Source organism: Isoptericola sp. NPDC056134 (genome assembly GCF_042264825.1).
Classification (GTDB): domain Bacteria; phylum Actinomycetota; class Actinomycetes; order Actinomycetales; family Cellulomonadaceae; genus Isoptericola; species Isoptericola nanjingensis.
The window spans coordinates 238,071-261,150 of sequence record NZ_JBHJVM010000001.1 but is presented as its reverse complement, the minus strand read 5'-3'; the positions used below and the strand labels follow the sequence as shown (position 1 = coordinate 261,150).

Here is a 23,080-nt window from a genome sequence, read left to right as displayed (position 1 = left end):
ATAATGGAGGTATCGATGTCCGCCCGCTGCCAGGTGCTCGGCACGGTCCCGGGGTTCGGCCACGCGATCTCGCACTCGCACGTGCGGACGAAGCACCGCTGGGACCCGAACGTCCAGAAGAAGCGCTACTGGGTGCCCTCGCTCGGCCGCACCGTCACGCTGCGGGTGAGCGCCCGGGGCATCAAGACCATCGACCGTGACGGCATCGACGTCGTGGTCGCCAGGATCCAGGCACGAGGAGAGAAGGTCTGATGGCCACCCGCACCGACCTGCGCCCGATCGTCAAGCTCCGCTCGACGGCGGGCACGGGCTTCACGTACGTCACCCGCAAGAACCGCCGCAACGACCCCGACCGCGTCGTGCTGCGCAAGTACGACCCCGTCGTGCGCCGGCACGTCGACTTCCGCGAGGAGCGCTGATGGCCAAGACGTCCAAGATCGCCGCCGACGCGCGCCGCCGCGACGTCGTCGAGCGGTACGCCGCCCGGCGGGCCGAGCTCAAGCGCGTCGTCGCGTCGCCGTCGTCCGCGGCGGAGGAGCGGGCCACGGCCGTCATGGAGCTGCAGCGCCAGCCCCGCGACGCGAGCCGCACCCGCCTGCGCCACCGCGACGTCGTCGACGGCCGCCCACGCGGCTACCTGCGCCGCTTCGGTCTGTCCCGCATCCGTCTGCGCCAGCTGGCGCTGCGGGGCGAGCTGCCCGGCGTCACCAAGTCCAGCTGGTGAGAGGAGACACCACCATGAAGCAGAGCATCCACCCCACCTACGGCCCCGTCGTCTTCCGCGACACCAGCGCCGGCACCGCGTTCCTCACGCGCTCCACGCTGGCGGGGGACGCCGCCTCCGGGCCCGGCCGCCCCGCGCGCACGATCGAGTGGGAGGACGGGAACGCCTACCCCGTGGTCGACGTCGAGATCTCGAGCGCCAGCCACCCGTTCTGGACCGGGGCTGCGCGCGTCGTCGACACCGCGGGCCGCGTCGAGAAGTTCCGTCGGCGCTACGGGCAGGGCGCCCGATGAAGGTCCGGGCCTCGCTGCGGTCGCTGAAGCGCCTGCCGGGCGCCAAGGTCGTCCGCCGCCGCGGCAGGACGTTCGTGATCAACAAGCAGAACCCCCGGTTCAAGGCCCGCCAGGGCTGAGCCGGGGGTTCCCCCAGACCGACCCGACGAGAGGAGCGGCCGTGGCCGTCCCCCAGCGCAAGACCTCCCGCTCGCGCACCCGCAGCCGGCGCGCGCGGTGGAAGGCCGACCCGCCGGCGCTCGTCCCCGTGGTCGTGGCCGGCCGCACGGTGCAGGTCCCGCCCCGGCTGCTGCGGGCGGTGCGGCGAGGAGACGTGGACCCGGGCTGACGGGGCCGGGACCCGAGGGCGAGCCCGCGGCGCGACGCGCCGCGGGCTTCGTCGTGCCCGCTCTGGTCACCCGCCGTCGACGCTGGTATGTTCCCGCCTATTCGATATATCCAAACGATGGAGTGCGTGGTGACGGACCAGATGCTCGACGAGCGCGTGCTGCGCGAGGTGACCGACCGCGTCGCCGCGGCGTTCGACGCCCCGACGGCCGCCGTCTTCGCCGAGGCGATGCGGCGCACCCTGCGCGACGCCGTCGTGCTCGAGCCCGACGGCACCGCCTTCGTACTCACCGGCGACATCCCGGCGATGTGGCTGCGCGACTGCGCGGCACAGATGCGCCCGTACCTCGCCCTGCTCGACCTCGAACCGGGGATCGGCGACGTCGTCGCGGCCCTGGTCCGGCGCCAGAGCACCCAGATCCTGCACGACCCGTACGCCAACGCCTTCAACCGGACGCCGGACGGCGCCGGGCACCAGGCCGACCGCACGGCGATGACGCCCGGCGTCTGGGAGCGCAAGTACGAGGTCGACTCGCTCGCGTTCCCCCTCCAGCTCGCGCACCAGTTGTGGCTCGCCACCGGGCGCACGGACCACCTCGACGACACGTTCCGCAAGGCCGCGGAGCTGGTCGTCGCCACGGTCCGGACCGAGCAGGACCACGACGCGCGGTCCGACTACCGGTTCGAGCGCGACGGCTGCCCGCCGACCGACACGCTCGTCCGCGACGGCCAGGGGTCGCCCGTCGCCGTCACGGGCATGACCTGGAGCGCGTTCCGCCCCAGCGACGACGCGTGCGTCTACCACTACAACGTGCCCGGCAACCTGTTCGCCGCCGCGTCGCTGCGCGACCTCGCGGAGCTCGCCCTCGGCCCTCTCGCCGACCCGGGCCTGGCCGCGCGGGCCGAGGAGCTCGCCGCCGAGCTCGATGCCGCCACCCGCCGGCACGGCGTCGTGGACCACCCCGAGCACGGGCGGATCTTCGCCTACGAGGTGGACGGCCTCGGCCACCGGCTGCTCATGGACGACTCGAACATGCCGAGCCTGCTCTCCCTGCCGCTCACCGGCGGCGTGGCGCTCGACGACCCGCTCTACGTCGCGACGCGCCGCTTCGCCCTCAGCGACGACAACCCCACCTACGTGCGCGGCACGACCGGTGACGGTCTCGGTAGCCCGCACACGCCGCCGCGCTACGTCTGGCCCATCTCGGCCGCCGTCCGGGGCCTGACCTCGACGGACCCGGCGGAGAAGCGCGCTCTCGTCGCGTCGATGCTCGCGGCCAACGCGGCACGCGGGCGGATGTGCGAGTCGTACCACGTGGACCGCCCCGAGGAGTTCACGAGGGAGTGGTTCAGCTGGGCGGACTCGATGTTCTGCGAACTCGTGCTCGACGTCGTCGGGTACCACGTCCCCGGAGCACCCGGGGCGGAAGTGTTCAGGCACGACGCATAGGCGGACGTGCGGATCGGCGAAGGAGGCGATCTGAACCATGACGGTGACGACGGCGGCGACGGCGCCGCCGGGCAGGGCTGCGGAGCCCGCGCCCCCGGCCCAGGCACCACGCAGACCCTCACGGCAGTGGAGGATCCAGGAGAGGTGGGCGTGGCTCTTCGTGGCCCTCCCGATCGCCCTGTTCGCGATCTTCGTGGTCATCCCGGCGGGCATGGCGCTCGTCATGAGCTTCACGAGCTATTCGGTCATCGGCGACTCGGGCTGGGTAGGTCTCGACAACTACCGCCGGCTCTTCCTCGACCCGTACTTCTTCATCGCCCTGCGGAACACCGCGTACTACACGGTGCTGTTCGTGCCGCTCGGGATCGTGGTCGCGCTGGCGACGGCACTGCTGCTGCACCGCAACGTGCGGGTCTCGACGCTCTTCCGCACCTTCTTCTACGTCCCCGTGGTCTCGTCGACCGTGGCGACCGCGACGATCTGGCTGTGGCTGCTCAACCCGCAGTTCGGCATGGTCAACGTCGCGCTCGGCTGGTTCGGCATCGACGGCCCGGCCTGGCTGTACGACTCGAACTGGGCCATGCCGGCGATCGTCATCATGAGCGTCTGGGCCGGCTTCGGCACCAACATGATGATCTACCTCGGCGGCCTGCAGGGGATCCCGCCGCAGCTCTACGAGGCCGCCCGCATCGACGGGGCGGGCTGGTGGCAGCAGCTGCGCTACGTCGTCATGCCGAGCCTGTCGCGCACCACGTTCCTCGTCTCGACCCTCCTGGTGATCGGCGCGTTCCAGGTGTTCGACCAGGCCTACGTGCTCACCAAGGGTGGCCCGGGCAACTCGACGATCACGCTCGTCTACTACATCTACACGCAGGGCTTCGGGAACCTCGAGATGGGCTACGCGTCGGCGATCTCGTTCGTGCTCTTCGCGATCATCGCGATCTTCGCGGTCATCAACGCCCGCGTCACGGGGAGGGACAACACATGAGCGCGCAGACCGCACCCGGCCTGTCCGTCGCGGCCACCGCCACCCTTGCCGACGGGGCCTCCCGGCCGGCCGTGCTGCACACCAAGCACCGGACCCCGGCGCAGCGCGTGGGCGCCGTCGCCTGGTGGATCGCCGTCGTCGCGGTGGCGGTCCTCACCGTCTTCCCCCTGTTCTGGACGCTGGTCACGTCGCTCAAGCCGGCCGGCGACATCCTGTCCGGGGCGCTGGACCTGATCCCGCGCACCGTCACGCTCGAGAACTACGACCGCGTGCTCACGGAGGTGCCGTTCGGCCGCTACTTCGCCAACTCCATGCTGCTCGCCGTCGCCGGGGTCGTGCTGAACCTGTTCTTCGGCTCCCTCGCCGGGTACGCGTTCGCCAAGCTGAAGTTCCGCGGCAAGCGGGCGCTCTTCGTCACCCTGCTGGGGTCGCTCATGGTGCCCGGCATCGTGACGATGGTGCCCTCGTTCCTGGTGCTGCGCGCCATCCCGTTCGCCGGCGGCAACGACGTCGTCGGGCAGGGCGGCGTCGGCCTGCTCAACACCTGGTGGGCGATCATCCTGCCCGGGGCCGCCGGGGCGTTCGCCGTGTTCTTCATGCGGCAGTTCTTCTCCTCCGTCCCGGACGAGCTGGGCGAGGCCGCGCGGATCGACGGCGCGTCCGAGTTCCGGATCTTCGCGCAGGTCTACCTGCCGCTCGCGAAGGCGGGCGCTGCCGTGCTCGCGATCCTCACGTTCCAGGCGGGCTGGAACTCCTTCATGTGGCCGCTGATCGTCCTCAACGTCCAGGAGATGTGGACGGTGCAGGTGGGGCTGGCGTCGTTCGTCACCGACTACGCCACCGACTACGGCCCGCTCATGGCCGGGACCGTGATCACCAGCCTGCCGGTGCTGCTGCTGTTCGTCTTCGCCCAGCGCTACATCATCGAGGGGGTCTCCCATGTCAACGCCCGTTAGCCGCCGCGCGATCCTGCGGGCGCTCGGCCTGGGCGCCGGCGCCGCCGTCCTGTCCTCCTGCGCCGCGCCGAACCAGCCCCGCTACACGGACGCGGGCGCCCGTCGCCTGACCATGTGGGGCAGCTGGGCGGGCGACCAGGCCGCGCAGATCACGACGCAGCTCGACGCGTTCAACGCGGCGCAGTCCGAGTACGAGTTCCGATACGTGCCGCAGGGCGTGCTCGAGGAGAAGATGCTCACCGGCATCGCGTCGGGCAACGTGCCCGACCTGGTGCTGTGGGACCGGTGGCAGACGGCCAAGTACGGCCGCCGCGGTGCGCTGCAGGCGATCGACTCCTGGGCGGCGCGCGACGGCGTGGACCTGGGGTCCTTCTACGCGGAGTCGGTGCGGGAGATGAGCGTCGGCGACGAGACCTTCGGCCTGCCGCTCATCGTCGACACGCGGGCGCTCTTCTACAACAAGGCGCACCTCGACGAGGCCGGCATCCGCCCGCCGACGACGTGGGCGGAGCTGGCCGACGCCGCCGAGGCGCTGACGGTCCGCGAGGGCGGGCGGCTCACGCGGGCGGGCTTCGAGATCCAGGACGTCGGGCTGTTCAGCATGTGGCTCAAGCAGGCGGGCGGCGAGCTCCTCGACCCGACGGAGCGCTACACGGCCTTCGACTCCCCGCAGGGCCTCGAGGTCCTCGACTTCTGGGACGAGCTGCTGCACGAGCGGCGGGTGTACGAGCTGGGCTTCTCCGACGGCATCGACGCCTTCGCCCAGGGTGCGGTGTCGATCAAGTACGACGGGCCCTGGAACCTCCCCACCTGGGACGCCGTCGACGGCCTCGAGTACGGCGTCGTCCCGGCCGTCGTGGGGCCGCGGGGCGACTCCGGCGCCTCCATGGGCGGGTTCGGCCTCGTCGTCCCCGCCGACGCCCCCTGCCCCGAGGGTGCGTGGGAGCTCATGAAGTGGTGGGCGGCGGACCAGGGGAACAGCCTCGCGTTCGCCGAGATCAGCAAGAACATCCCGGCGAACGTCGAGGCGTCGCGACGCGCGGTGGGCACGGTCGACGACCGCTTCGCCCCGATGGTCGAGACCATCGAGGTCGCCTCCGTCCGCCCGCCCGTCCCCGGGTACTCGGACGTCGAGACCCTCGCCCTCATCCCCGCCCTGCAGGAGGTGATGTCGGGATCCCTGGACGGCCCCGCCGCCCTCGCCGACGCCGCCGCGCAGGGCGACCGCATCCTGGAGGCCAACCGATGACGACCACGACCGACGACGCCGCGCGCGCGCTGACCTGGACGGGGCGCGCCGACGTCGCGCAGCACAGCATCGACCTGCTCTACGGGGCCGCCACGCCGCAGCTGCTGCACAACGGGCACCCCGAGCCCGCCGACGCCACGTTCAACTACTGGTGGCTGGCGCACGTCGTCGACTGCCGGCTCGACGCCTTCGCCCGGACCGGCGACGGCACGTGCCTCGACGCGGCGCGGGCGACCGCGGCGAACATCCGCGAGCGCAACGGCGGCAGCCTGTTCAACGACTACTTCGACGACATGCTCTGGTACGCCCTCGCCCTGCTGCGGCTGGCCGAGGCGACGCCGGACGACGGCGAGCGCGCGGCCCTCGAGGCGGACGTCGTCGCGCTGTGGGAGCACGTGGTGTCGCTCGGGTGGAACGACGTCCACGGGCCGTCGTTGTCGTGGCGCAAGCAGCAGCCCGACTACAAGAACACCCCGGCCAACGGCCCCCTGGCGATCCTCGGCGCGCGGCTGGCGCGGCGCACCGGCGACGGCGCCTACCTCGACCGTGCGCTGCGCACGGTGGCATGGCTCGAGGAGCACCTGGTCGGGCCGGACGGGTTCGTCGAGGACGGGCTCGGCCGCGAGGGCGGCACGGACGTCGACACGCACTGGCGCTTCACCTACAACCAGGGCTTGTACATCGGGGCCTGCGTCGAGCTGTACAGGTGCACGGGGGACCCCGGCTGGCTGGACGCCGCCGAGCGGACGGCCCTCACGTCGGTGCGCGAGCTCGCCACGGGCGGCGTCTTCCGGCGCGAGGGAGACCTGGTCGACGACGACGTGCCCGACACGGCGGGCGGCGACGTCGGCCTGTTCAAGGGCGTCTGGTACCGGTACGCGGCGCTGCTGCTCGAGGAGCGGTCCGTCCCCGCGGTCGAGGACCTGGTGCGCACCAGCACCGACGCCCTGTGGGAGCACGGCCTGGTGCCGTACGGCGGCGCGCGCCCGGCGGACGGTGCGCCGATGGCCGCGGTCGAGAGCCTGCGGCACGCGGGCGTGGTGCTGCGGCCGGGGGACGACTGGACCCGGCCGGCACCGACACAGGTGGGGTACTCGACCGTGCTGAGCGCCGTGATGGCGCTCGAGGTCCGGGCGGCGCGGGGATGACGGGCAGCGCGCGGCCCGGGCCGGGCCGCGCGCTACCGGGCCGGGGCCGGTCCCGTCGACCCGCCCGCGAGGATCCGTACGGGCACGGTGTCCTGCGAGACGTCGCCCCGCTCGGCGAGCTGCCGCTCGAGCAGCTCGAAGGCGCGCGCCCCGAGCGCGTGCTGGTCCTGCTCCACGTGGGTGAGGGGGACCGCGGCGTCCACGTACTCCGGCGGGGCGTCGAAGCAGATCACGGAGAGGTCGCCCGGCACGGCACGGCCCAGCCGCTGCGCGGCCTGCAGCACGAGGCGCGCGGAGTGGTACTCCGTGACCACGCACGCGGTGAGGTCGGGGTGGGCCTCGAGGAACCCGACCAGGCCGTCGACGTCGTCCTCGGGCGTGACGTCCGAGCCCGGCACCACGGACCGGACGCCGGAGTACACCTGGGACTCCTCGAGGCGTACCTGGTGCGCGGCGTGCGCGGCCACCACCCCGCGCCGCCGCTCGTCGAGGGTCGACACGGCGTTGGGGGACTGGACCAGCGCGATCCGGGTGTGCCCGAGCTCGAAGAGGTACTCCGCCGCCAGCCGTCCGCCGGTGACGTTGTCGGAGGTCACGGTGCTGACGGGCACGCCCGTCAGGGTGCGGTCGACGATGACGAGGGGGAAGCCGCGGCCGACGAGCGCCGCGACGCTCTGCGGGATGGCCTGCGACGACGTGGGCAGCAGCACCAGCCCGTCGAGGCCGCGGTCGAGCTGCTCCTCGATGAGGCGCTCCTCCAGCTCGGAGTCGCCGCGCGACATCCCCACCACGACGTGGGCCCGCTCGCTGGACGCGTCGAGGAGCCCTCCGAGCAGGTGCGACCCGAAGGCGTCGTCGAACCCCGGCACGACGTAGCCGACCAGCGGCAGGCGGCTCCTCCCGTCCGGGCGCGCGCCGCCGGCGGGCGTCGTGGAGACGACGATCGTGCCGATGCGCGGACGCCGGGTCACGAAGCCCTCGTCCCGCAGCATGTCCAGCGCGCGCTTGATCGTGATCGCGCTGACCGAGAACTCCTCGACGAGCTCCGCCTGCGCCGGCAGCCGGTCCCCGACGGCGAGGTCGCCGCCGACGATGCGTGCCCGCAGCGCCTCGTGCACCTGGGCGTACAGCGCCTCGGTCAAGCTCGCTCCCGTCCTCGGACCGTATGAACAGTCGAATGAATATGATCTCCGCTCCTGGTCCATTGTGGGGCACCCCGCGTCCAGGACGCTCGAAGATCCCGACGGCGGGTCCGTCCCGCGAGGAGGCGCGACGATGCGCATCGACCGGCTCGTGGCCGAGTACGGCGCCCCGGAGGTGGGGATCGGCTCCGCCGCCCCCCGGCTGTCCTGGACGCGGACCGGGGGCGGGGTGCAGCGCGCGTACGAGGTGCGGCTGCGCACCGCCGACGGCGCCGCGGCGGAGCGGCGGGAGACGGGGCCCGAGCAGGTGCTCGTGCCCTGGCCGTTCCGCGACCTGCGCTCGCGCGAGCGGGTCGAGGTCCAGGTGCGGATCGAGTCCGACGACGGGTGGTCGCCCTGGAGCGAGCGCCTCGCGATCGAGGCCGGGCTGCTGAGGCCGGAGGACGTCGAGGCGCGGTTCGTCAGCCCCCGGCACGTCGGAGGGCTGGACGGCAGCGCCGTGGTGCTCGCCCGCGACCTGGACCTCGGCGGCCCGGTGGCGTCCGCCCGCCTGTACGTCACCGCGCACGGGGTCTACGACGCGTGGATCGGCGGCCGCCGCGTGGGCGACCACCTCCTCGACCCGGGGTGGACGGCGTACGACGCACGCCTGCGCTACCAGACCTTCGACGTCACCGAGCACCTGCGCGCGCCCGGGGCGGACCGCCTCGTGGTGGGCCTCGGCAACGGCTGGTACCGGGGGCAGCTCACGTGGACCCACCAGCGCGACTCCTACGGCGACCGGCTGGCGCTGCTCGCCCAGCTGGAGATCACGCTCGAGGACGGTCGCCGTCAGACGGTGGTCACCGACGAGGCCTGGCGTGCCGGGACGACGGGGGTCCTCGCCGACGACCTGTACGACGGCCAGACGACCGACCTGCGGCTGCCGCTCGCCCCGGACGCCGTCGCGGACGGCCCCGTCGACGTGCTCGATGCCGACACCGCGACCGACATCGCGCGGCTGGTCGCGCCGACGGGACCGCCGGTGCGCGAGGTCGCGACCGTCCCCGCGCGGGAGGTCCGCACGTCGCCGACCGGCAGGCAGATCGTCGACTTCGGCCAGAACGTCGTCGGATGGGTGCGCCTGCGCGTGGCGGGGGAGCGCGGGGACACCGTCACGGTGCGGCACGCGGAGGTGCTCGAGGACGGCGAGCTGGGCGTGCGGCCGCTGCGCGCGGCGAAGGCGACGGACGCCTATGTCCTCGCCGGCGGCACCCAGGTGCTGGAGCCCGCGTACACGTTCCACGGGTTCCGCTACGCGGAGGTGACGGGGGCCGAGGTCCGTGCCGGCGACGCCCAGGCGGTGGTGGTGAGCTCCGACCTGCGCCGCACGGGGTGGTTCGAGTGCTCGGAGCCGGACGTGAACCGGCTGCACGAGAACGTCGTGTGGGGCATGCGCGGCAACTTCCTCGACGTACCCACAGACTGTCCGCAGCGGGACGAGCGGCTCGGGTGGACGGGCGACATCCAGGTGTTCGCCCCGACGGCGAGCTTCCTGTTCGACGTGGGCGGGTTCCTCGGCTCGTGGCTGCAGGACCTCGCGGCGGAGCAGCGTCCCGACGGGGGCGTCCCGTACGTGGTGCCCGACGTCGTGCGCGAGCTGCGCGGACCCGGGCCGGACGGCGGGGAGCACACGCCGGCCGCCGGCTGGGCGGACGCGGCGGTGCACGTGCCGTGGACCCTGTACGAGCGCTACGGCGACGTCGGCGTCCTGGAGCGTCAGTACGACTCGATGCGGGCCTGGGTGGACCGGGCCCGCGCCCTGGCGGGCGACACCCTGCTGTGGGACACCGGCTTCCAGTTCGGCGACTGGCTGGACCCGGACGCGCCGCCGGACGACTCGGCGGCGGTGAAGGCCGACCCCGCGGTCGTCGCGACGGCCTACCTGGCGCGCAGCGCCCACCTGCTGGCCCGCGCGGCCGAGGTGCTCGGGCACGAGGCGGACGCCCGGCGGTACGCACGGCTCTCGGCCGACGTCGCGGCCGCGTTCCGCGGCGCGTACGTCGCGGCCGACGGGACGGTGCGCAGCGACTGCCAGACCGTCTACGCGCTGGCGATCGTCTGGGGCCTGCTCGACACCGACGCTCAGCGCCGCCGCGCGGAGGACCGGCTGGTGGCGCTGGTGCGCGAGGCGGACTTCCACGTGAGCACGGGGTTCCTCGGCACCCCGCTGATCCTGGACGCCCTGTGCGACGCCGGCCACCCCGAGCTGGCGCACGCGATGCTGCTGACCCGCACCCGTCCGTCCTGGCTCTACCCGGTGGGCATGGGCGCCACGACGGTCTGGGAGCGATGGGACTCGCTGCTGCCCGACGGCTCGATCCACCCCAGCGAGATGACGTCGTTCAACCACTACGCGTACGGGGCGGTCGCCGACTGGCTGCACCGCTCGGTCGCCGGTCTGGCGCCGGCGGCACCCGGCTACCGCGAGGTGCTGGTGCGCCCGCTGGTGACCGGCCAGCTCGACCGGGCGTCCGCCCGGCTGGACAGCCCGTACGGGCCGATCGAGGTCTCCTGGCGGCTGGCGGCCGGGCGGTTCGAGCTCGACCTCGAGGTGCCGCCGGGGGTCACCGCCCACCTGGACCTCCCGCTCGACGAGCCGGGGCGCACGGTCGGCCCGGGCGTGCACCACGTGGCCGGCCGGTGGGCGCCCGTGGGGCACCCGCTCCGCGGCGGGACGACCGGCGCGACGACCGGCGGGTCGCCCGCGCGGACCGCCCGGGACTGACAGGATCGGCGGACGACGAGAGAGAAGGTGGACGATGGCGATCACCCTGTGCGTGCTGCTGTGGGCGGCCGACGGCGAGGCCCCGGCGCTGGCGGACTACGAGACCGAGGTGCTGGCGCTGGTGCCGCGGCACGGCGGACGGGTGCTGCACCGCGTGACGAACGTGGCGCACACCGACGACGCGGCGCACGGCGCCGTCCAGCCCACCGAGGTGCAGCTCATCGAGATGCCCGACGAGGAGGCGCTCGCGGCGTTCATGGCCGACCCCGACCGTGAGGCGCGGCTCGACGTGCGCGACCGCGCGATCGCGCGCACCGAGATCCTGCGCGTGCGCCCCGTGGGATGAGCGCGCCCGGGGCGGGGCTGGCCCGGCAGTCTGCGATCTACCGCGCGGGCGTGCTGGGCCGGCGCCCCCGGGTCCCGACCAGCGCCGCGGGCCTCGAGCGGGCCGCCCGCCGCGCCAGCAGCGCGCGGGCCTGGGCGTACGTCGCCGGCGGCGCGGGCGAGGGACGCACGATGCGGCGCAACCGGGAGGCGTTCGACCGGTGGGCGGTCGTGCCGCGCATGGCGGCCGGCGCCGTCGAGCGCGACCCGTCGGTCGAGCTGTTCGGCACCCGGCACGCGAGCCCGCTGCTCCTCGCGCCCGTGGGCGCGGCGGCCCTCCTGGGCGCCGACGCCGACCTCGCCGTCGCGCGCGCGGCCGCCGCGACCGGCGTCCCGTTCGTGCTGTCCAACCAGGCGTGCCATCCCATGGAGGCCTGCGCGGCCGAGATGGGCGCCGCGGCCCGCTGGTTCCAGCTCTACTGGAGCACCGACGAGGACCTCGTCGACTCGCTGATCGCCCGGGCCGAGGCCGCGGGCGCGGGGGCGCTCGTCGTCACGCTCGACACGACGGTGCTGGGCTGGCGCCCGCAAGATCTCGACCTCGGCTCGCTGCCGTTCGCCCGCGGCCTCGGGATCGCGCAGTACACGAGCGACCCGCGCTTCGGCGAGCTGGTGCGCGAGCGGGTCGCGCGGGCCGCGGCGTCCGGGGCGCGCGACGCCGTGCAGGTCACTGCCGGGGCGGTGCGCTCGCTCCTCGCGATGACGCGCGCCTACCCCGGGCGGTTCCGCGACAACCTGCGCTCGCCCGAGCCGCGCGCGGCCGTCGAGACGTTCCTCGACGTGTACTCCAACCCGGGCCTGTCGTGGGAGCACCTGGCCACCCTGCGCGACCGCACCCGGCTGCCGGTCGTGCTCAAGGGGATCCTGCACCCCGACGACGCGCGCCGGGCCCTCGACCTCGGCGTCGACGGGATCGTGGTCTCCAACCACGGGGGGCGGCAGGTGGACAACGCCGTCGCGTCGCTCGACGCCCTCGTCGCCGTGCGCGACGCCGTCGGGCCCGGCCCCACGGTGCTGCTCGACAGCGGGGTGCGGACCGGGGCCGACGTGCTGGTCGCCCTCGCCCTGGGGGCCGACGCCGTCCTGCTCGGGCGGCCGTACCTCTACGGGTACGCCGTGGCCGGGCAGGACGGCGTCGAGGAGGTGATCCGCAACGTGCTCGCGGAGCTGGACCTCACCATGGCGCTCGTCGGCGCGCGCGACGTCGCGGCGATCACGCGCGACCTGGTGAGCCCCGCCCCGGCGCCGCGAGGGGCGTGAGGCGCCGGGCGGTCCGCCCGGCCGGGGTCACCTCGGGGCCGTCGGTCCCGGTGCCGTCTCCCGGCCGCCGAAGACGACGTCGACGAGTCGCTGCAGCGCGCTCTGGAAAGCAGCGCCGAGGGACTGGTCGGCGTCGTCCACGTAGTTGATCCCCGCGGTGAGGGTGGTGCTGCCGTCGGGGGTGGAGTACATGAGCGCGCCGTGGCCGCCCATGCCTCCGTTGTGCGTGATGAGGGTGCCGTGAGCGGTGTCCTGGACGAAGACCCCGAGCCCGTACCCGGCGGGTGGGTGCGGCGCGAGCATCTCGGCGAGCAGAGGAGCGGGCAGGAGGCGGCCGCCCGTCAGACCGGAGACGAACAGGTGGAGGTCGCGGGTGGTGGAGACCATGTCGCCGCCGCTCGAGATCCAGGACGGGTCCTGGGCCGTGACGTCGACCGTCGTCTCCTGGCCGTCCTCCTCGTACCGGTAGTACGCGTGGGCGTGGGGTGCGGGCAACGTCGACGTGTCGGGCACCGAGGTCTGCGTGAGCCCCAGGGGGGACAGCACCAGGCGGTCCATCTCGTCGGCGAGCGAGCGTCCGGTCACCCCCTCGACGATCAGCCGGGCCAGCGCGTAGTTGGAGTTGGAGTAGCTCCAGTCGGTGCCCGGCTCGAACCGGGCCGGGCGGGAGAGCGCCAGGCGGGCGAGCTCCTCGGTCGGGTAGTGCCGGAACCGCGCGTCGACCCACTCCTTGCCCTGCCAGGGGATGCCGCGCACCATCGTCAGCCCGTTCCAGGGCACCCCGCCTTCGACGGCGGCGTCGGGACCGTAGATCTCGCCGGTGAAGTTGAAGATCCCGCTGGTGTGCTGCAGCAGCATCCGCACGGTGATCCGGGGATCGACGGGCAGGGATGGCAGGTAGTCGGCTGCCGCGCGGTCGAGATCGACCGCACCCTCGGCGACGAGCTGCAGGACCGTGGCCGCGACGAAGGTCTTGGTGTTGGAGCCGATGCGGATGTGTCCGTCGGTCGACGGCGCGCCGGGCTCGCCGAGCACGCTCGAGCCCGCGGCACCGTTCCAGGTGCCGCGGGAGTCGTCGACGCGGAGCTGGATACCGGTGAAGCCGGAGTCGACGACGTCCTGGAGCGCTCGGCGCAGTTCGGGGCGGTCGTGCGCGGTGTCGTCCTGAGGTCCGCGCCGGGCAAGGTCCTGGTGGGTCATGAGGGAGCTCCTTACGGTGGTGGTGAAGGGGTCGCTAGGCCACGTCGGGCCGGGTCATCAGCGGGGACTGGAGATGGCGGAGGAGGTCGGGGCCCGTCAGCGGCACGACGTTCCACGTCACGGACGCGGCGCCGGTGCGGGTGTCGACCACCGTCCGCAGGCGGTGCGGAGTGGTGATGACGTACAGGTCGGCGACGAAGACGTCCCCCTGCCACGCGCCGGCCGCCACCACGGGGCGGCCGAGCGGCTCGCTCTCCCGCCAGTCGTCGTGGCCGACCTCGATATCGACCTGGACGCCGGGGGAGGCTGTGAACCGCACGAGCCACCCGCGCTCGGCGGGGTCGACGGTCACCGGGGTCCCCTCGGGCAGGGCCGGGTCGGCGGCGGACGCCACGACCCGCGCGCCGGTCGGGTGCCGGGGTCCGAGCGTGCCGCTCGGGCGGGCGAGCGCCAGGCCTCGCAGGCGGTCGGCGAGCTGCGCGTCGTCCGCGGCGTCGTCGGGGCGGTCCAGCCCGGGCAGCAGGCACTCCCAGATCGGCTCCAGGAGCGTCTCGCCGCCTCCGCTGAGCGCGCTCGTCGCGACGACGACGAGATCGTGCGAGGGAACGACCGCGCACAGCTGGCCGAACGAGCCCTCGCCGCGATAGCCGTGGCGTGACATCCAGAACTGGTACCCGTACCCGCACCGGGTGTCGGGGTTGTCCGACCAGCCGTCGACCTGGTGCGTCGCGACGCGGCGCCCCGTCGCGACCTCGACCCACGAGGGCGGGACGAGCCGGCGGTCGCCCCAGCGGCCGCGGCGGAGCAGCAGCTCGCCGAAGGCGGCCACGGCCTCGGTCGTCAGGTGCAGGCCGTGGAACCCGAACGCGGCACCGTCGCCGACGCGGTCCCACTCGGCGTCGGTGATGCCCATGGGCGTGAAGAGGCGCTCGGCGAGCAGCTCGGGCAGGCCGCTCCCGGTCGCGCGCTCGACCATGCGAGCGAGCACGTAGGTCGTGGCGTTGTCGTAGGCGTGCCGGGTGCCCTCGCGGTGGGGGAAGGGCACGCGCAGGAAGCCCCGGGTCAGGTCGCGGGGCTCCAGCTCCCACGCTTCGGCGAGGCTGTCCGTGTCGTGACCGGTCGTCATGGACAGAAGGTGGTGCACCGTGAGGCGACGTCCCTGGTCGGAGACGTCGTCCGGGACGTGGTCGGGCAGGACGTCCACGATCCGGTCGTCGAGCGAGAGCAGCCCGTCCTCGATGGCGAGCCCGACCGCGATGGCCGTGAACGACTTGGTGAGCGAGTACAGCAGGTGCGGTCGCTCCGCCGTGAAGGGCGCCCACCACCCCTCGGCCACCACGTGGCCGCGCCGCACGATCATGAGCGAGTGGCACTCGACCGAGTCGCCGGCGAGCCGGTCGAGCAGGGCGAGCACGGCCCGCGACGACACCCCGACGGCGGCCGGCGCCGATCGCGGGAGCGTTTCTGGCCGGAGCGGCACGGCGGGCCGTGGGCGCTGACTCGTCACGATGAGCTCCTGAAGGTCGAAAGGCGTCGAGGAAGAAACGACACGATGCGTTTCGTCTTGAGAAGTGTGCTCGGACGCGTGGGGGGTGTCAATACGCTCCGTACCGTTTCCTTTAAGATCGGTGTCATGCCCGATCCGAGCGCCTCACCTGCCGCCCCCCACCGGCCTCGGAGCGAGGCGAGCCGACGCGCCATCCTGGACGCGAGCCTGGACCTGTGCGGGGAGCACGGGTACGGCGCGGTGACGGTCGAGGCGATCGCCGCGCGCGCGGGCGTCAGCAAGAAGACCATCTACCGCTGGTGGCCCTCCAAGGGCGCGGTCGTCCTCGAGGCGCTGGACGACGCGGCGAACCCGTCGGCCGACTTCCCGCACACCGACGACCTGCGGGCCGACCTCGTCGAGCAGATGGAGGGTCTGCTGCGCGGGCTGTTGGCCGACCGCCGGTTCGGCCGGGCACTGGTCGGCCTGATCGCCGACACGCAGCACGACCCGCAGCTCGCCCGGGGCCTCGTCGACGACCTGTACCGCCCGCGCGTCGAGGACGCCAGGCAGCGTCTGGCCGTGGCCCGTGACGCCGGCCAGCTTCGCGCCGACGCCGACCTCGACCTGGTGATCGAGCTGCTGTACGGGCCCGTGTACTACCGGCTGCTGCTCCACCAGGGCGAGCTGCAGACCACCGACGAGCTGCGGACGCTCGTCGACCACGTCCTCCGGTCCGCCGCGGCGGCTTCCTGACCGCGGACGCCCGCGTTCACGAGGGGTGTCTCGTCATGACCGCCACGGTAGAAGTGTGAGCGCGCTCCAAGGCAAGGCTGTGCGCCCGACGGCGGTCCGGGAACAGGCCAGCAGGTCGGACGCGGCGCCCGGGTCAGGCGGTCGCGGGCATGTCTCGGCCCGAGATGAGGAGCTCCTCCGGGAAGCAGTAGCCCCAGTGCTCGCCGGGCTCGAGGGATCGCATCACCGGGTGGTCGGTGGCGTGGAAGTGCGCCGTCGCGTGCTTCGCCGGCGACGAGTCGCAGCACCCGACGTGGCCGCACTCCAGGCAGGCCCGCAGGTGCACCCAGGTGCCGCCGGCGGCCACGCACTCGGGGCACGTGCCGAGCGCCTCGGGCGCGACGGGGACGATCCGGTCCAGGTGCGTGCACGTGCTCGTCATGATCACTCCCTCGCCGGCGGCTCCGGACGCCGCCCTCGGCGAGTCTAGGGACGTGTCACGTGCGCTGCGTCCTGGACGACGTCCCGCTAGCGTGTCGTCATGCTGGCCGGACCCCGCCCCTCGAGCGGCGACGCCCCCTCGAGCGGCGACGCCTACGAGCGCACCGCCGTCGTCGTGGAGGACGACCCTGACGTCCGCGACCTGCTCCACGCGGTGCTGACGCAGGCGGGTTTCGTCACGCGCACCGCGGCGTCGGGCCGCGAGGGCGTGGAGCTGGTGCGCAGCTTCGACCCGCTCGTCACGACCCTCGACGTGGGGCTCCCCGACATCGACGGCTTCGAGGTGTGCCGCCGGATCCGCGCGGTGTCCGACACGTACGTCGTGATGCTGACGGCCCGCACGGACGAGATCGACGCGCTCATGGGGCTGGACGCCGGCGCCGACGACTACCAGACCAAACCGTTCCGCCCCCGGGAGCTGCGGGCCAGGATCGAGGCGATGCTCCGCCGCCCTCGCCGGGAGGCGCCGCCGGCGGCCCCGGCGACCGCCGTCCCGTCCTTCGACGGGCTCGTCGTGAACGTGGCGGCGCGCACCGTCGACGTCGACGGCGCGGAGGTGCACCTCACGCGCAGCGAGTTCGACCTCCTCGCCGCGCTCGCGGGCGCCCCGGGGCGCGCGATCCCCAAGGACGACCTGGTCCGGGTGCTGTGGGCCGGCGAGTACGACACCGGCACCCTGGTCACGGACCAGGACCGGCGCAGCGTGGAGGTGCACGTGACCAACCTGCGCCGCAAGCTCCGCGACGACGCGGCGTCGCCCCGCTGGATCCGCACGGTGCGCGGTGTGGGCTACAGGTTCGACCACCCCTCCTGAGCGAGGGCGCTCGCGATGACGATCGCGGCGGTCCGGGCCTCGTCGGTGATCCGGTCGGTGTGCCGCTGTGCGCCGTCCACCCCGTCCTCCTCGAGGGCGTCGAGCCCCTGCGACGCGGCGTCCGCGAGCCGGTCCATCCCGAGCATGTCCGCCGTGCAGGCGAGCGTCAGGAGCACGTCGCGGGCGCCGTCGGCGTCGGTCCGCGCGAGGGCTCCCAGGAGCGCGCCGGTGCGGTGCGGCAGGAGGCCGGCCCAGGAGCCCGCAAAGCCGGCGACCGCGGCCCGGTCGCCGTCGAGGTCGTCGACGAGAGACTGCCACGCGGCCGCCGTGCCCGGGGGCAGGGCGGGCGTCATCGGGGCTCGCCGGGGTGTTCCTCCCGGAGCACCACGCGTCTCGCCGGCCGCGGGACCCGCCCGCGCGCCCAGGGGGAGGTGCGCGCGGCGGCCCCGAGGGGACCGGTCGACGAGGCGGACATGGTGCTCCGGGAGGTGATCAGGGGCTGAACGGACTCGATCCTGCGCTGCGGACCTCGGGGCGACCTCCGCGGCAGGACAAGATCGCCTCAAGATCTGCTCAGGGTTGCGGTGCCGCCTACCCTGACCGCATGCCCGAGCGTCCGGAAGCGCGTCCCGTGATCCTGCTCGTCGCCGACGCGCACGCGTCCGAGGTGGAGCAGGAGTTCCGCGCCCGGTACGACCGGGACTACCGGGTCGAGCTCGTCGGGACCGCCGACGCGGCGCTGGAGCGGCTGCGCGACCTGGTGGCCGCGCGGGAGCCGGTCGCGATGATCGCGGCGGAGCGGCGGCTGCCGGACGCGGCAGGGGTCGAGCTGCTGCACCAGGTGCCGGCGGTCGTCTCGACGGCGCGACGGGTGGCGCTGATCTCCGGCGACGAGTACGCCGACGCCCTGGACGAGATGCGGGCCGCGCTGCTGCGCCGCGACATGGACACGTTCGTCGGCATCCCGCGCGGCGCCCGCGACGAGGAGTTCCACACCGCCCTGGTCGAGCTGCTGTCGGAGTGGGGCTGGTCGGTGGCCCGCCCCACCGTGACGTCCACGGAGATCGTCGCGCCCCCCGGCGACCGCGACGCGGCCGCCGTCCGCGACCTGCTCGAACGGCTCGGCGTCCCGAACCGCGTGCTCGCACCCGACGCCGCAGACGCCCGCGACATCCTCCTGGCGGCGGGCCCGGGCGCCGTCCTGCCCGTGGTGCGCACGTTCGCCGGGCGGGTGCTGTCGGGCGCGACGGCGTCGGCCGTGGCGGAGGCGATGTACGGCGGCTACGACTCCATCCCGCCGGGCGAGATCGCCGACGTCGCCGTGGTCGGGGCGGGGCCGGCCGGGCTGGCGGCCGCCGTGTACGCGGCGTCCGAGGGGCTGTCGACGGTGGTGCTGGAGCGCGACGCGATCGGCGGCCAGGCCGGGTCGAGCTCGATGATCCGCAACTACCTCGGGTTCCCGCGCGGCATCTCGGGGATGCGGCTGGCGCTGCGCTCGCGCATCCAGGCGGGGCGGTTCGGCGCCCGCTTCTACACCGGGCGCCCGGTGGCGCGCATCGAGCCCGGCCCGGCGGACGAGCCGGAGCACCACCACGTGCACGTCGAGGGCGCACAGCTGTGCGCGCGCACCGTCGTGCTCGCGACCGGCGTCTCCTACCGCCGGCTCGGCGTGCCGGGCGTCGACGAGCACGTCGGCACCGGCGTCCACTACGGCGCCGCGAGCTCGATGGCGCGCGAGATGACGGACCGGGACGTCGTCGTGGTGGGCGGCGGCAACTCCGCCGGCCAGGCCGCCGTGCACCTGGCGAAGTTCGCCGGCTCGGTGACGATCCTCGTGCGGCGGGGGAGCATCGCCGAGACGATGTCGGACTACCTGGTGCGCGAGATCGCGGCGACGCCCACCATCGCCGTCCGCCCGCGCACGGTGATCACGGACGGCGGCGGGGACGGGCGCCTGCAGTGGCTGATCACCGAGGACCTGGACACCGGCGAGCGGACGAAGACGCACGCCGACGGCCTGTTCTGCCTGCTCGGCGCGGAGCCGGACTGCGGCTGGCTGCCCGACGGCGTCGCGCGCGACGACCACGGCTTCGTCCTCACCGGCCGCGACGTGCCGCAGGAGCGCTGGGTGGACGGGCGTCCGCCCGCCAGCCTGGAGACGACGCTGCGCGGCGTGTTCGCCGTCGGCGACGTGCGGGCCGGCTCGATGAAGCGCGTCGCGTCGGCCAGCGGCGAGGGCGCGTCCGTGCTGCCGCTGGTGCACACCCACCTCGCCTGGCTGCGGGCGCAGGAGTTCGGGGGAGGGAGCCCGGCATGACCGACGGCCCGCACGAGCCGCGGACGTTCCGGCGCAGCCGGTCCCGCGACGTGGGCGACGCGGTGATCGGCGTGCTCGTCCGGCTCGGGCTCGTCCCGGACACCTTCCTGCTGACCACCCGGGGCCGGCGCTCCGGGCTGCCCCGCACGAACCCCGCGACCCTCGTCACCCTCGGCGGGCGCCGCTGGCTGGTGGCCCCCTACGGCGCGGTGTCGTGGGTGCACAACGTGCGCGCCGACCCGCGCGTGCTGCTGCGCCGGGGGTTCTCGCGGCACGTCTTCGTGGTACGGGCAGCCTCGGCCCAGGAGGCCGGGCCGGTGCTGCGGCAGTACGTGCGCCGGTCCCGGCCCACCCGGCCGTACTTCGCGGCCACCGTCGACTCCCCGGTGGAGGCCTTCGTCGCCGAGGCGGACCGGCACCCGGTGTTCGAGCTGGTGCCGTACGACACAGGTCGCTGACCCGCCGCGCGGCACGGGACGAACCGCGGTCGAATGGGCGGCATGGGATCTGCGCAGGACGTCGCCACGGACGCGAGCCCCTGGTCACGACCGCCCGCCGAGGTGCTCGCGGCGCTCCGCACGGACGACGGCGGGCTGAGCGCCGCCGACGCGACGGCGCGGCTCGCGGAGGTCGGTCCCAACCGGCTGCCGCCGCCGGAGAAGGACCCGCTGTGGAAGCGGGTCCTCGTGCACTTCGACGACGTGCTCATCTACATCCTGCTGGTCTCCGCGGTGCTCAAGGCGATCCTCGGCGACTGGGTCGACTTCACCGTGATCCTGCTGGTCGCGGTGGTGAACGCGGCGATCGGCTTCATCCAGGAGGGGCGCGCCGAGAGCGCGCTGAACGGCATCCGGCAGATGCTGTCCGTGCACGCCGAGGCCCGCCGCGACGGCGCGTGGGCCAAGATCGACGCCGACGACGTCGTGCCGGGAGACGTGGTGCGCGTGCGCTCCGGCGACCGGGTGCCCGCCGACGTGCGCCTGCTGCAGGCCACCAACCTGCGCGTCGAGGAGTCGGCGCTCACGGGGGAGTCGGTCGCGGCGAGCAAGCGGGTCGACCCCGTGGACCCCGACGCCGGGGTGGGCGACCGCACCAGCATGCTGTTCTCCGGCACGCTCGTGGCCGCGGGCCAGGGCGTCGGGGTGGTCACCGCCACCGGCGAGCGCACCGAGATCGGCCGCATCCAGACGATGATCTCCGAGGTCACGAGCCTGGAGACGCCGCTGACCAAGCAGCTCGACCGGTTCGGCAAGCTGCTCGCGGTGCTCATCCTCGGCATGGCCGTGGTGATGGTCGTCGTCGGGCGCGTGGTGCACGACTTCTCCGTGCCGGAGCTGGTCTCGGCGTCCATCGGGTTCGCCGTCGCCGCCGTCCCCGAGGGGCTGCCCGCCCTGGTGACGATCACCCTGGCGCTCGGCGTGCAGCAGATGGCGCGCCGCCGCGCCATCACGCGCAAGCTGCCCGCCGTCGAGACGCTCGGCTCCGTCACGACGATCTGCTCGGACAAGACGGGCACGCTGACCAAGAACGAGATGACGGCGCGGACGGTGCGCACCGCCGGCCGGTCGTTCGACGTCGCGGGCGCGGGCTACGCACCCGTCGGCGAGCTCACGCTCGCGGGCGAGGGGTCGCGGCACGCCGACCTCGTCGACGACCGGGACCTCACCGCCGTCGTCGCCGCGATGATGCTGTGCAACGACGCGCGCGTGGTGCCGGGGGAGCCCGGCGGGCAGGGCGAGGACTGGCGGCTGGTCGGCGAGCCGACGGAGGGCGCGCTGCGCAGCCTCGGCATGAAGGCCGGCTTCGAGACGACGGGCTGGTCGCGGCGGGACCTGGTGCCGTTCGAGTCCGAGAACAAGTACATGGCGACCCTCGACCGGGCGCCCGACGGCGCGGAGGTCGTGCACCTCAAGGGCGCGCCCGACCGGGTGCTCGACCGGTGCACCACGCAGACCGCGCCGGACGGCACGGCGCAGCCGATCGACCGCGCGTTCTGGGAGGCGCAGATCGACGAGATCGGCGGCCGGGGGCTGCGGGTGCTCGCGGCGGCCCGTCGCGGAGCGCCGGCCGGGGAGCTCGCCGACTCGCTCACCGGCCTCGAGCTGTGCGGCCTGGTCGGCATCGTCGACCCGCCGCGACCCGAGGCGATCGAAGCCATCGCCCAGTGCCGCGACGCCGGCATCGCCGTCACGATGATCACCGGCGACCACGCCGGCACCGCCGTGGCGATCGGCCGCGAGATGGGCATCGTCCACGACGAGGTCGGCCCGGACGGCACGGGCCCCGCCGTCCTCACCGGCGCGGAGCTGGAGGCGATGAGCACCGAGCAGCTGCGCGGCGTCGTGCAGGACGTGCACGTGTACGCCCGCACGAGCCCGGAGCACAAGATCCGCATCGTGTCGGCGCTGCAGGCGCACGGCGAGGTGGTCGCGATGACGGGCGACGGCGTCAACGACGCCCCCGCGCTCACGCAGGCCGACGTCGGCGTCGCGATGGGCATCAAGGGCACGGAGGCCACGAAGGACGCGGCCGAGGTGGTGCTCGCCGACGACAACTTCGCCACCATCGAGCGGGCCGTGGAGGAGGGGCGGCGGATCTACGACAACATCCGCAAGTCCGTGCTCTTCCTGCTGCCCACCAACGGCGCGCAGTCGCTGGTCATCCTCGTGGCCGTGCTGTTCGGCCTGGTGCTGCCGCTCGCGCCCGTGCAGGTGCTGTGGATCAACATGATCACGGCCGTCACGCTGTCCCTCGGGCTCGCGTACGAGAAGGCCGAGCCGGACGTGATGTCCCGGCCGCCCCGCGACCCGAAGGCCTCGATCCTCGACGCCGCGTTCGTGCGGCGCATCCTCATCGTGTCCCTGCTCATCGGCGGCGCCACGCTGCTCGTCTTCTACGCCGAGCGGGCGCAGGGCGCGCCGCTCGCCGAGGCGCAGACCACGGCCGTGACGATGCTGGCGCTCGGCCAGCTCGCGTACCTGTTCAACTGCCGGTTCCTGGACCGGTCGAGCCTCACCCTCGACGTCCTGCGCGGCAACCGCGTCATCTGGATCTCGGCCGTCGCGCTCCTCGCCCTGCAGTGCGTGTTCGTCTACACGCCGTTCATGCACGACTGGTTCGACGCCGCCCCCATCGGCATCGAGGAGTGGGGCAAGACGCTCGGCCTGGCCGTCGTCGTCTTCCTGCTCGTCGAGGTGGTCAAGGCGGTGGGCCGGGGGCGGCCACGCCCCCCCCCGGCCCCCCCCCCCCCCCCCCCCCCCCCCCCCCCCCCCCCCCCCTCCCCCCCCCCCACCCACCCCCCCCCCCCCCCCCCACCCCACCGTTGTGCCCACCCGCCCC

The 23,080-nt window shown here is 74.0% G+C and carries 24 protein-coding genes; 19 read left to right on the top strand and 5 right to left on the bottom strand.

The genetic code is table 11. The features are described 5' to 3' along the window. Positions 1-15 precede the first annotated feature (15 nt). The 11 genes from rpmB (at position 16) to ACFCZN_RS01085 (ending at position 7,135) form a co-directional block, all read left to right on the top strand. Positions 16-252 (top strand): 50S ribosomal protein L28, encoded by a 237-nt coding sequence (gene rpmB, locus ACFCZN_RS01135; protein ID WP_430555547.1) that lies wholly within the window; start codon positions 16-18, stop codon positions 250-252. Then, positions 252-419, top strand: coding sequence for a 50S ribosomal protein L33 (gene rpmG, locus ACFCZN_RS01130; protein ID WP_079573907.1), 168 nt, complete (start codon positions 252-254; stop codon positions 417-419). Before rpmB ends, rpmG begins: the two co-directional genes overlap by 1 nt. Further along, positions 419-724 carry a 30S ribosomal protein S14 gene (gene rpsN / locus ACFCZN_RS01125; protein WP_429762923.1) on the top strand — a complete coding sequence of 102 codons (306 nt, stop codon included), beginning with the start codon at positions 419-421 and terminating at the stop codon, positions 722-724. Before rpmG ends, rpsN begins: the two co-directional genes overlap by 1 nt. A 14-nt stretch (positions 725-738) precedes the next feature. Beyond that, complete coding sequence (locus ACFCZN_RS01120; RefSeq protein ID WP_429762924.1) at positions 739-1,017, top strand: type B 50S ribosomal protein L31; 279 nt, start codon at positions 739-741, stop codon at positions 1,015-1,017. Continuing rightward, entirely contained in the window at positions 1,014-1,136 is a 123-nt protein-coding gene (gene ykgO, locus ACFCZN_RS01115; protein ID WP_079573901.1) for a type B 50S ribosomal protein L36, read from the top strand. Before ACFCZN_RS01120 ends, ykgO begins: the two co-directional genes overlap by 4 nt. A gap of 41 nt (positions 1,137-1,177) precedes the next feature. Continuing rightward, positions 1,178-1,345 carry a 50S ribosomal protein L32 gene (gene rpmF, locus ACFCZN_RS01110; protein WP_429762925.1) on the top strand — a complete coding sequence of 56 codons (168 nt, stop codon included), beginning with the start codon at positions 1,178-1,180 and terminating at the stop codon, positions 1,343-1,345. Between the two features lie 126 nt (positions 1,346-1,471). Continuing rightward, positions 1,472-2,794, top strand: coding sequence for a glycoside hydrolase family 125 protein (locus ACFCZN_RS01105; RefSeq protein ID WP_430555546.1), 1,323 nt, complete (start codon positions 1,472-1,474; stop codon positions 2,792-2,794). A gap of 37 nt (positions 2,795-2,831) precedes the next feature. Continuing rightward, positions 2,832-3,782 carry a carbohydrate ABC transporter permease gene (locus ACFCZN_RS01100; protein WP_430555545.1) on the top strand — a complete coding sequence of 317 codons (951 nt, stop codon included), beginning with the start codon at positions 2,832-2,834 and terminating at the stop codon, positions 3,780-3,782. Beyond that, the gene (locus ACFCZN_RS01095) at positions 3,779-4,738 is read left to right on the top strand and encodes a carbohydrate ABC transporter permease (protein ID WP_430555544.1); all 960 of its coding nucleotides are present in this window, start codon (positions 3,779-3,781) and stop codon (positions 4,736-4,738) included. Before ACFCZN_RS01100 ends, ACFCZN_RS01095 begins: the two co-directional genes overlap by 4 nt. Next, a complete protein-coding gene (locus tag ACFCZN_RS01090; protein WP_430555543.1) occupies positions 4,722-5,987 on the top strand; it encodes an ABC transporter substrate-binding protein in 1,266 nt (421 codons plus the stop codon). The genes ACFCZN_RS01095 and ACFCZN_RS01090 overlap by 17 nt, the downstream gene beginning before the upstream one ends. Further along, positions 5,984-7,135 carry a glycoside hydrolase family 76 protein gene (locus tag ACFCZN_RS01085; RefSeq protein ID WP_429762930.1) on the top strand — a complete coding sequence of 384 codons (1,152 nt, stop codon included), beginning with the start codon at positions 5,984-5,986 and terminating at the stop codon, positions 7,133-7,135. The genes ACFCZN_RS01090 and ACFCZN_RS01085 overlap by 4 nt, the downstream gene beginning before the upstream one ends. A 32-nt stretch (positions 7,136-7,167) precedes the next feature. On the opposite strand, the gene ACFCZN_RS01080 is transcribed toward ACFCZN_RS01085, so the two are convergent. Continuing rightward, the gene (locus tag ACFCZN_RS01080; RefSeq protein WP_430555542.1) at positions 7,168-8,277 is read right to left on the bottom strand and encodes a GntR family transcriptional regulator; all 1,110 of its coding nucleotides are present in this window, start codon (positions 8,275-8,277) and stop codon (positions 7,168-7,170) included. A 133-nt stretch (positions 8,278-8,410) separates the two neighbouring features. Between ACFCZN_RS01080 and ACFCZN_RS01075 the strand changes: the two genes are divergently transcribed. From ACFCZN_RS01075 to ACFCZN_RS01065, 3 genes are read left to right on the top strand one after another with little or no spacing between them, the layout of a single operon-like run. Beyond that, complete coding sequence (locus tag ACFCZN_RS01075; protein WP_430555541.1) at positions 8,411-11,044, top strand: family 78 glycoside hydrolase catalytic domain; 2,634 nt, start codon at positions 8,411-8,413, stop codon at positions 11,042-11,044. A gap of 34 nt (positions 11,045-11,078) precedes the next feature. Next, positions 11,079-11,390, top strand: a complete 312-nt coding sequence (locus ACFCZN_RS01070) for a DUF1330 domain-containing protein (protein ID WP_430544727.1) — start codon at positions 11,079-11,081, stop codon at positions 11,388-11,390. After that, positions 11,387-12,688, top strand: a complete 1,302-nt coding sequence (locus ACFCZN_RS01065) for an alpha-hydroxy-acid oxidizing protein (RefSeq protein WP_430555540.1) — start codon at positions 11,387-11,389, stop codon at positions 12,686-12,688. The genes ACFCZN_RS01070 and ACFCZN_RS01065 overlap by 4 nt, the downstream gene beginning before the upstream one ends. Before the next feature lie 27 nt (positions 12,689-12,715). Here the strand turns inward: ACFCZN_RS01065 and ACFCZN_RS01060 are convergent, their stop codons facing one another. Together ACFCZN_RS01060 and ACFCZN_RS01055 are read right to left on the bottom strand one after the other, a co-directional pair. Next, positions 12,716-13,888 (bottom strand): serine hydrolase domain-containing protein, encoded by a 1,173-nt coding sequence (locus tag ACFCZN_RS01060; protein ID WP_430555539.1) that lies wholly within the window; start codon positions 13,886-13,888, stop codon positions 12,716-12,718. A gap of 34 nt (positions 13,889-13,922) precedes the next feature. After that, entirely contained in the window at positions 13,923-15,395 is a 1,473-nt protein-coding gene (locus ACFCZN_RS01055) for a serine hydrolase domain-containing protein (RefSeq protein ID WP_430555538.1), read from the bottom strand. A 126-nt stretch (positions 15,396-15,521) separates the two neighbouring features. Between ACFCZN_RS01055 and ACFCZN_RS01050 the strand changes: the two genes are divergently transcribed. Continuing rightward, positions 15,522-16,130 carry a TetR/AcrR family transcriptional regulator gene (locus ACFCZN_RS01050; protein WP_429762937.1) on the top strand — a complete coding sequence of 203 codons (609 nt, stop codon included), beginning with the start codon at positions 15,522-15,524 and terminating at the stop codon, positions 16,128-16,130. Positions 16,131-16,263: 133 nt separating this feature from the next. Here ACFCZN_RS01050 and ACFCZN_RS01045 read toward each other — a convergent pair whose 3' ends face one another. Next, positions 16,264-16,551, bottom strand: coding sequence for a UBP-type zinc finger domain-containing protein (locus ACFCZN_RS01045; protein WP_429762938.1), 288 nt, complete (start codon positions 16,549-16,551; stop codon positions 16,264-16,266). Positions 16,552-16,650: 99 nt separating this feature from the next. On the opposite strand from ACFCZN_RS01045, the gene ACFCZN_RS01040 reads away from it, so the two are divergent. Then, on the top strand, positions 16,651-17,424 hold the full coding sequence (locus ACFCZN_RS01040; RefSeq protein WP_429762940.1) for a response regulator transcription factor: 774 nt from the start codon (positions 16,651-16,653) through the stop codon (positions 17,422-17,424). Here ACFCZN_RS01040 and ACFCZN_RS01035 read toward each other — a convergent pair. Further along, on the bottom strand, positions 17,400-17,777 hold the full coding sequence (locus ACFCZN_RS01035; protein WP_430555537.1) for a hypothetical protein: 378 nt from the start codon (positions 17,775-17,777) through the stop codon (positions 17,400-17,402). The genes ACFCZN_RS01040 and ACFCZN_RS01035 overlap by 25 nt on opposite strands. Before the next feature lie 251 nt (positions 17,778-18,028). Between ACFCZN_RS01035 and ACFCZN_RS01030 the strand changes: the two genes are divergently transcribed. The 3 genes from ACFCZN_RS01030 to ACFCZN_RS01020 all read left to right on the top strand — a co-directional run. Continuing rightward, the gene (locus tag ACFCZN_RS01030) at positions 18,029-19,741 is read left to right on the top strand and encodes an FAD-dependent oxidoreductase (RefSeq protein ID WP_430555536.1); all 1,713 of its coding nucleotides are present in this window, start codon (positions 18,029-18,031) and stop codon (positions 19,739-19,741) included. Then, the gene (locus ACFCZN_RS01025) at positions 19,738-20,199 is read left to right on the top strand and encodes a nitroreductase family deazaflavin-dependent oxidoreductase (RefSeq protein ID WP_430555535.1); all 462 of its coding nucleotides are present in this window, start codon (positions 19,738-19,740) and stop codon (positions 20,197-20,199) included. The genes ACFCZN_RS01030 and ACFCZN_RS01025 overlap by 4 nt, the downstream gene beginning before the upstream one ends. Positions 20,200-20,241: 42 nt before the next feature. Further along, on the top strand, positions 20,242-23,080 hold a 2,839-nt coding region (locus tag ACFCZN_RS01020; protein ID WP_430555534.1), incomplete at its 3' end, for a cation-translocating P-type ATPase.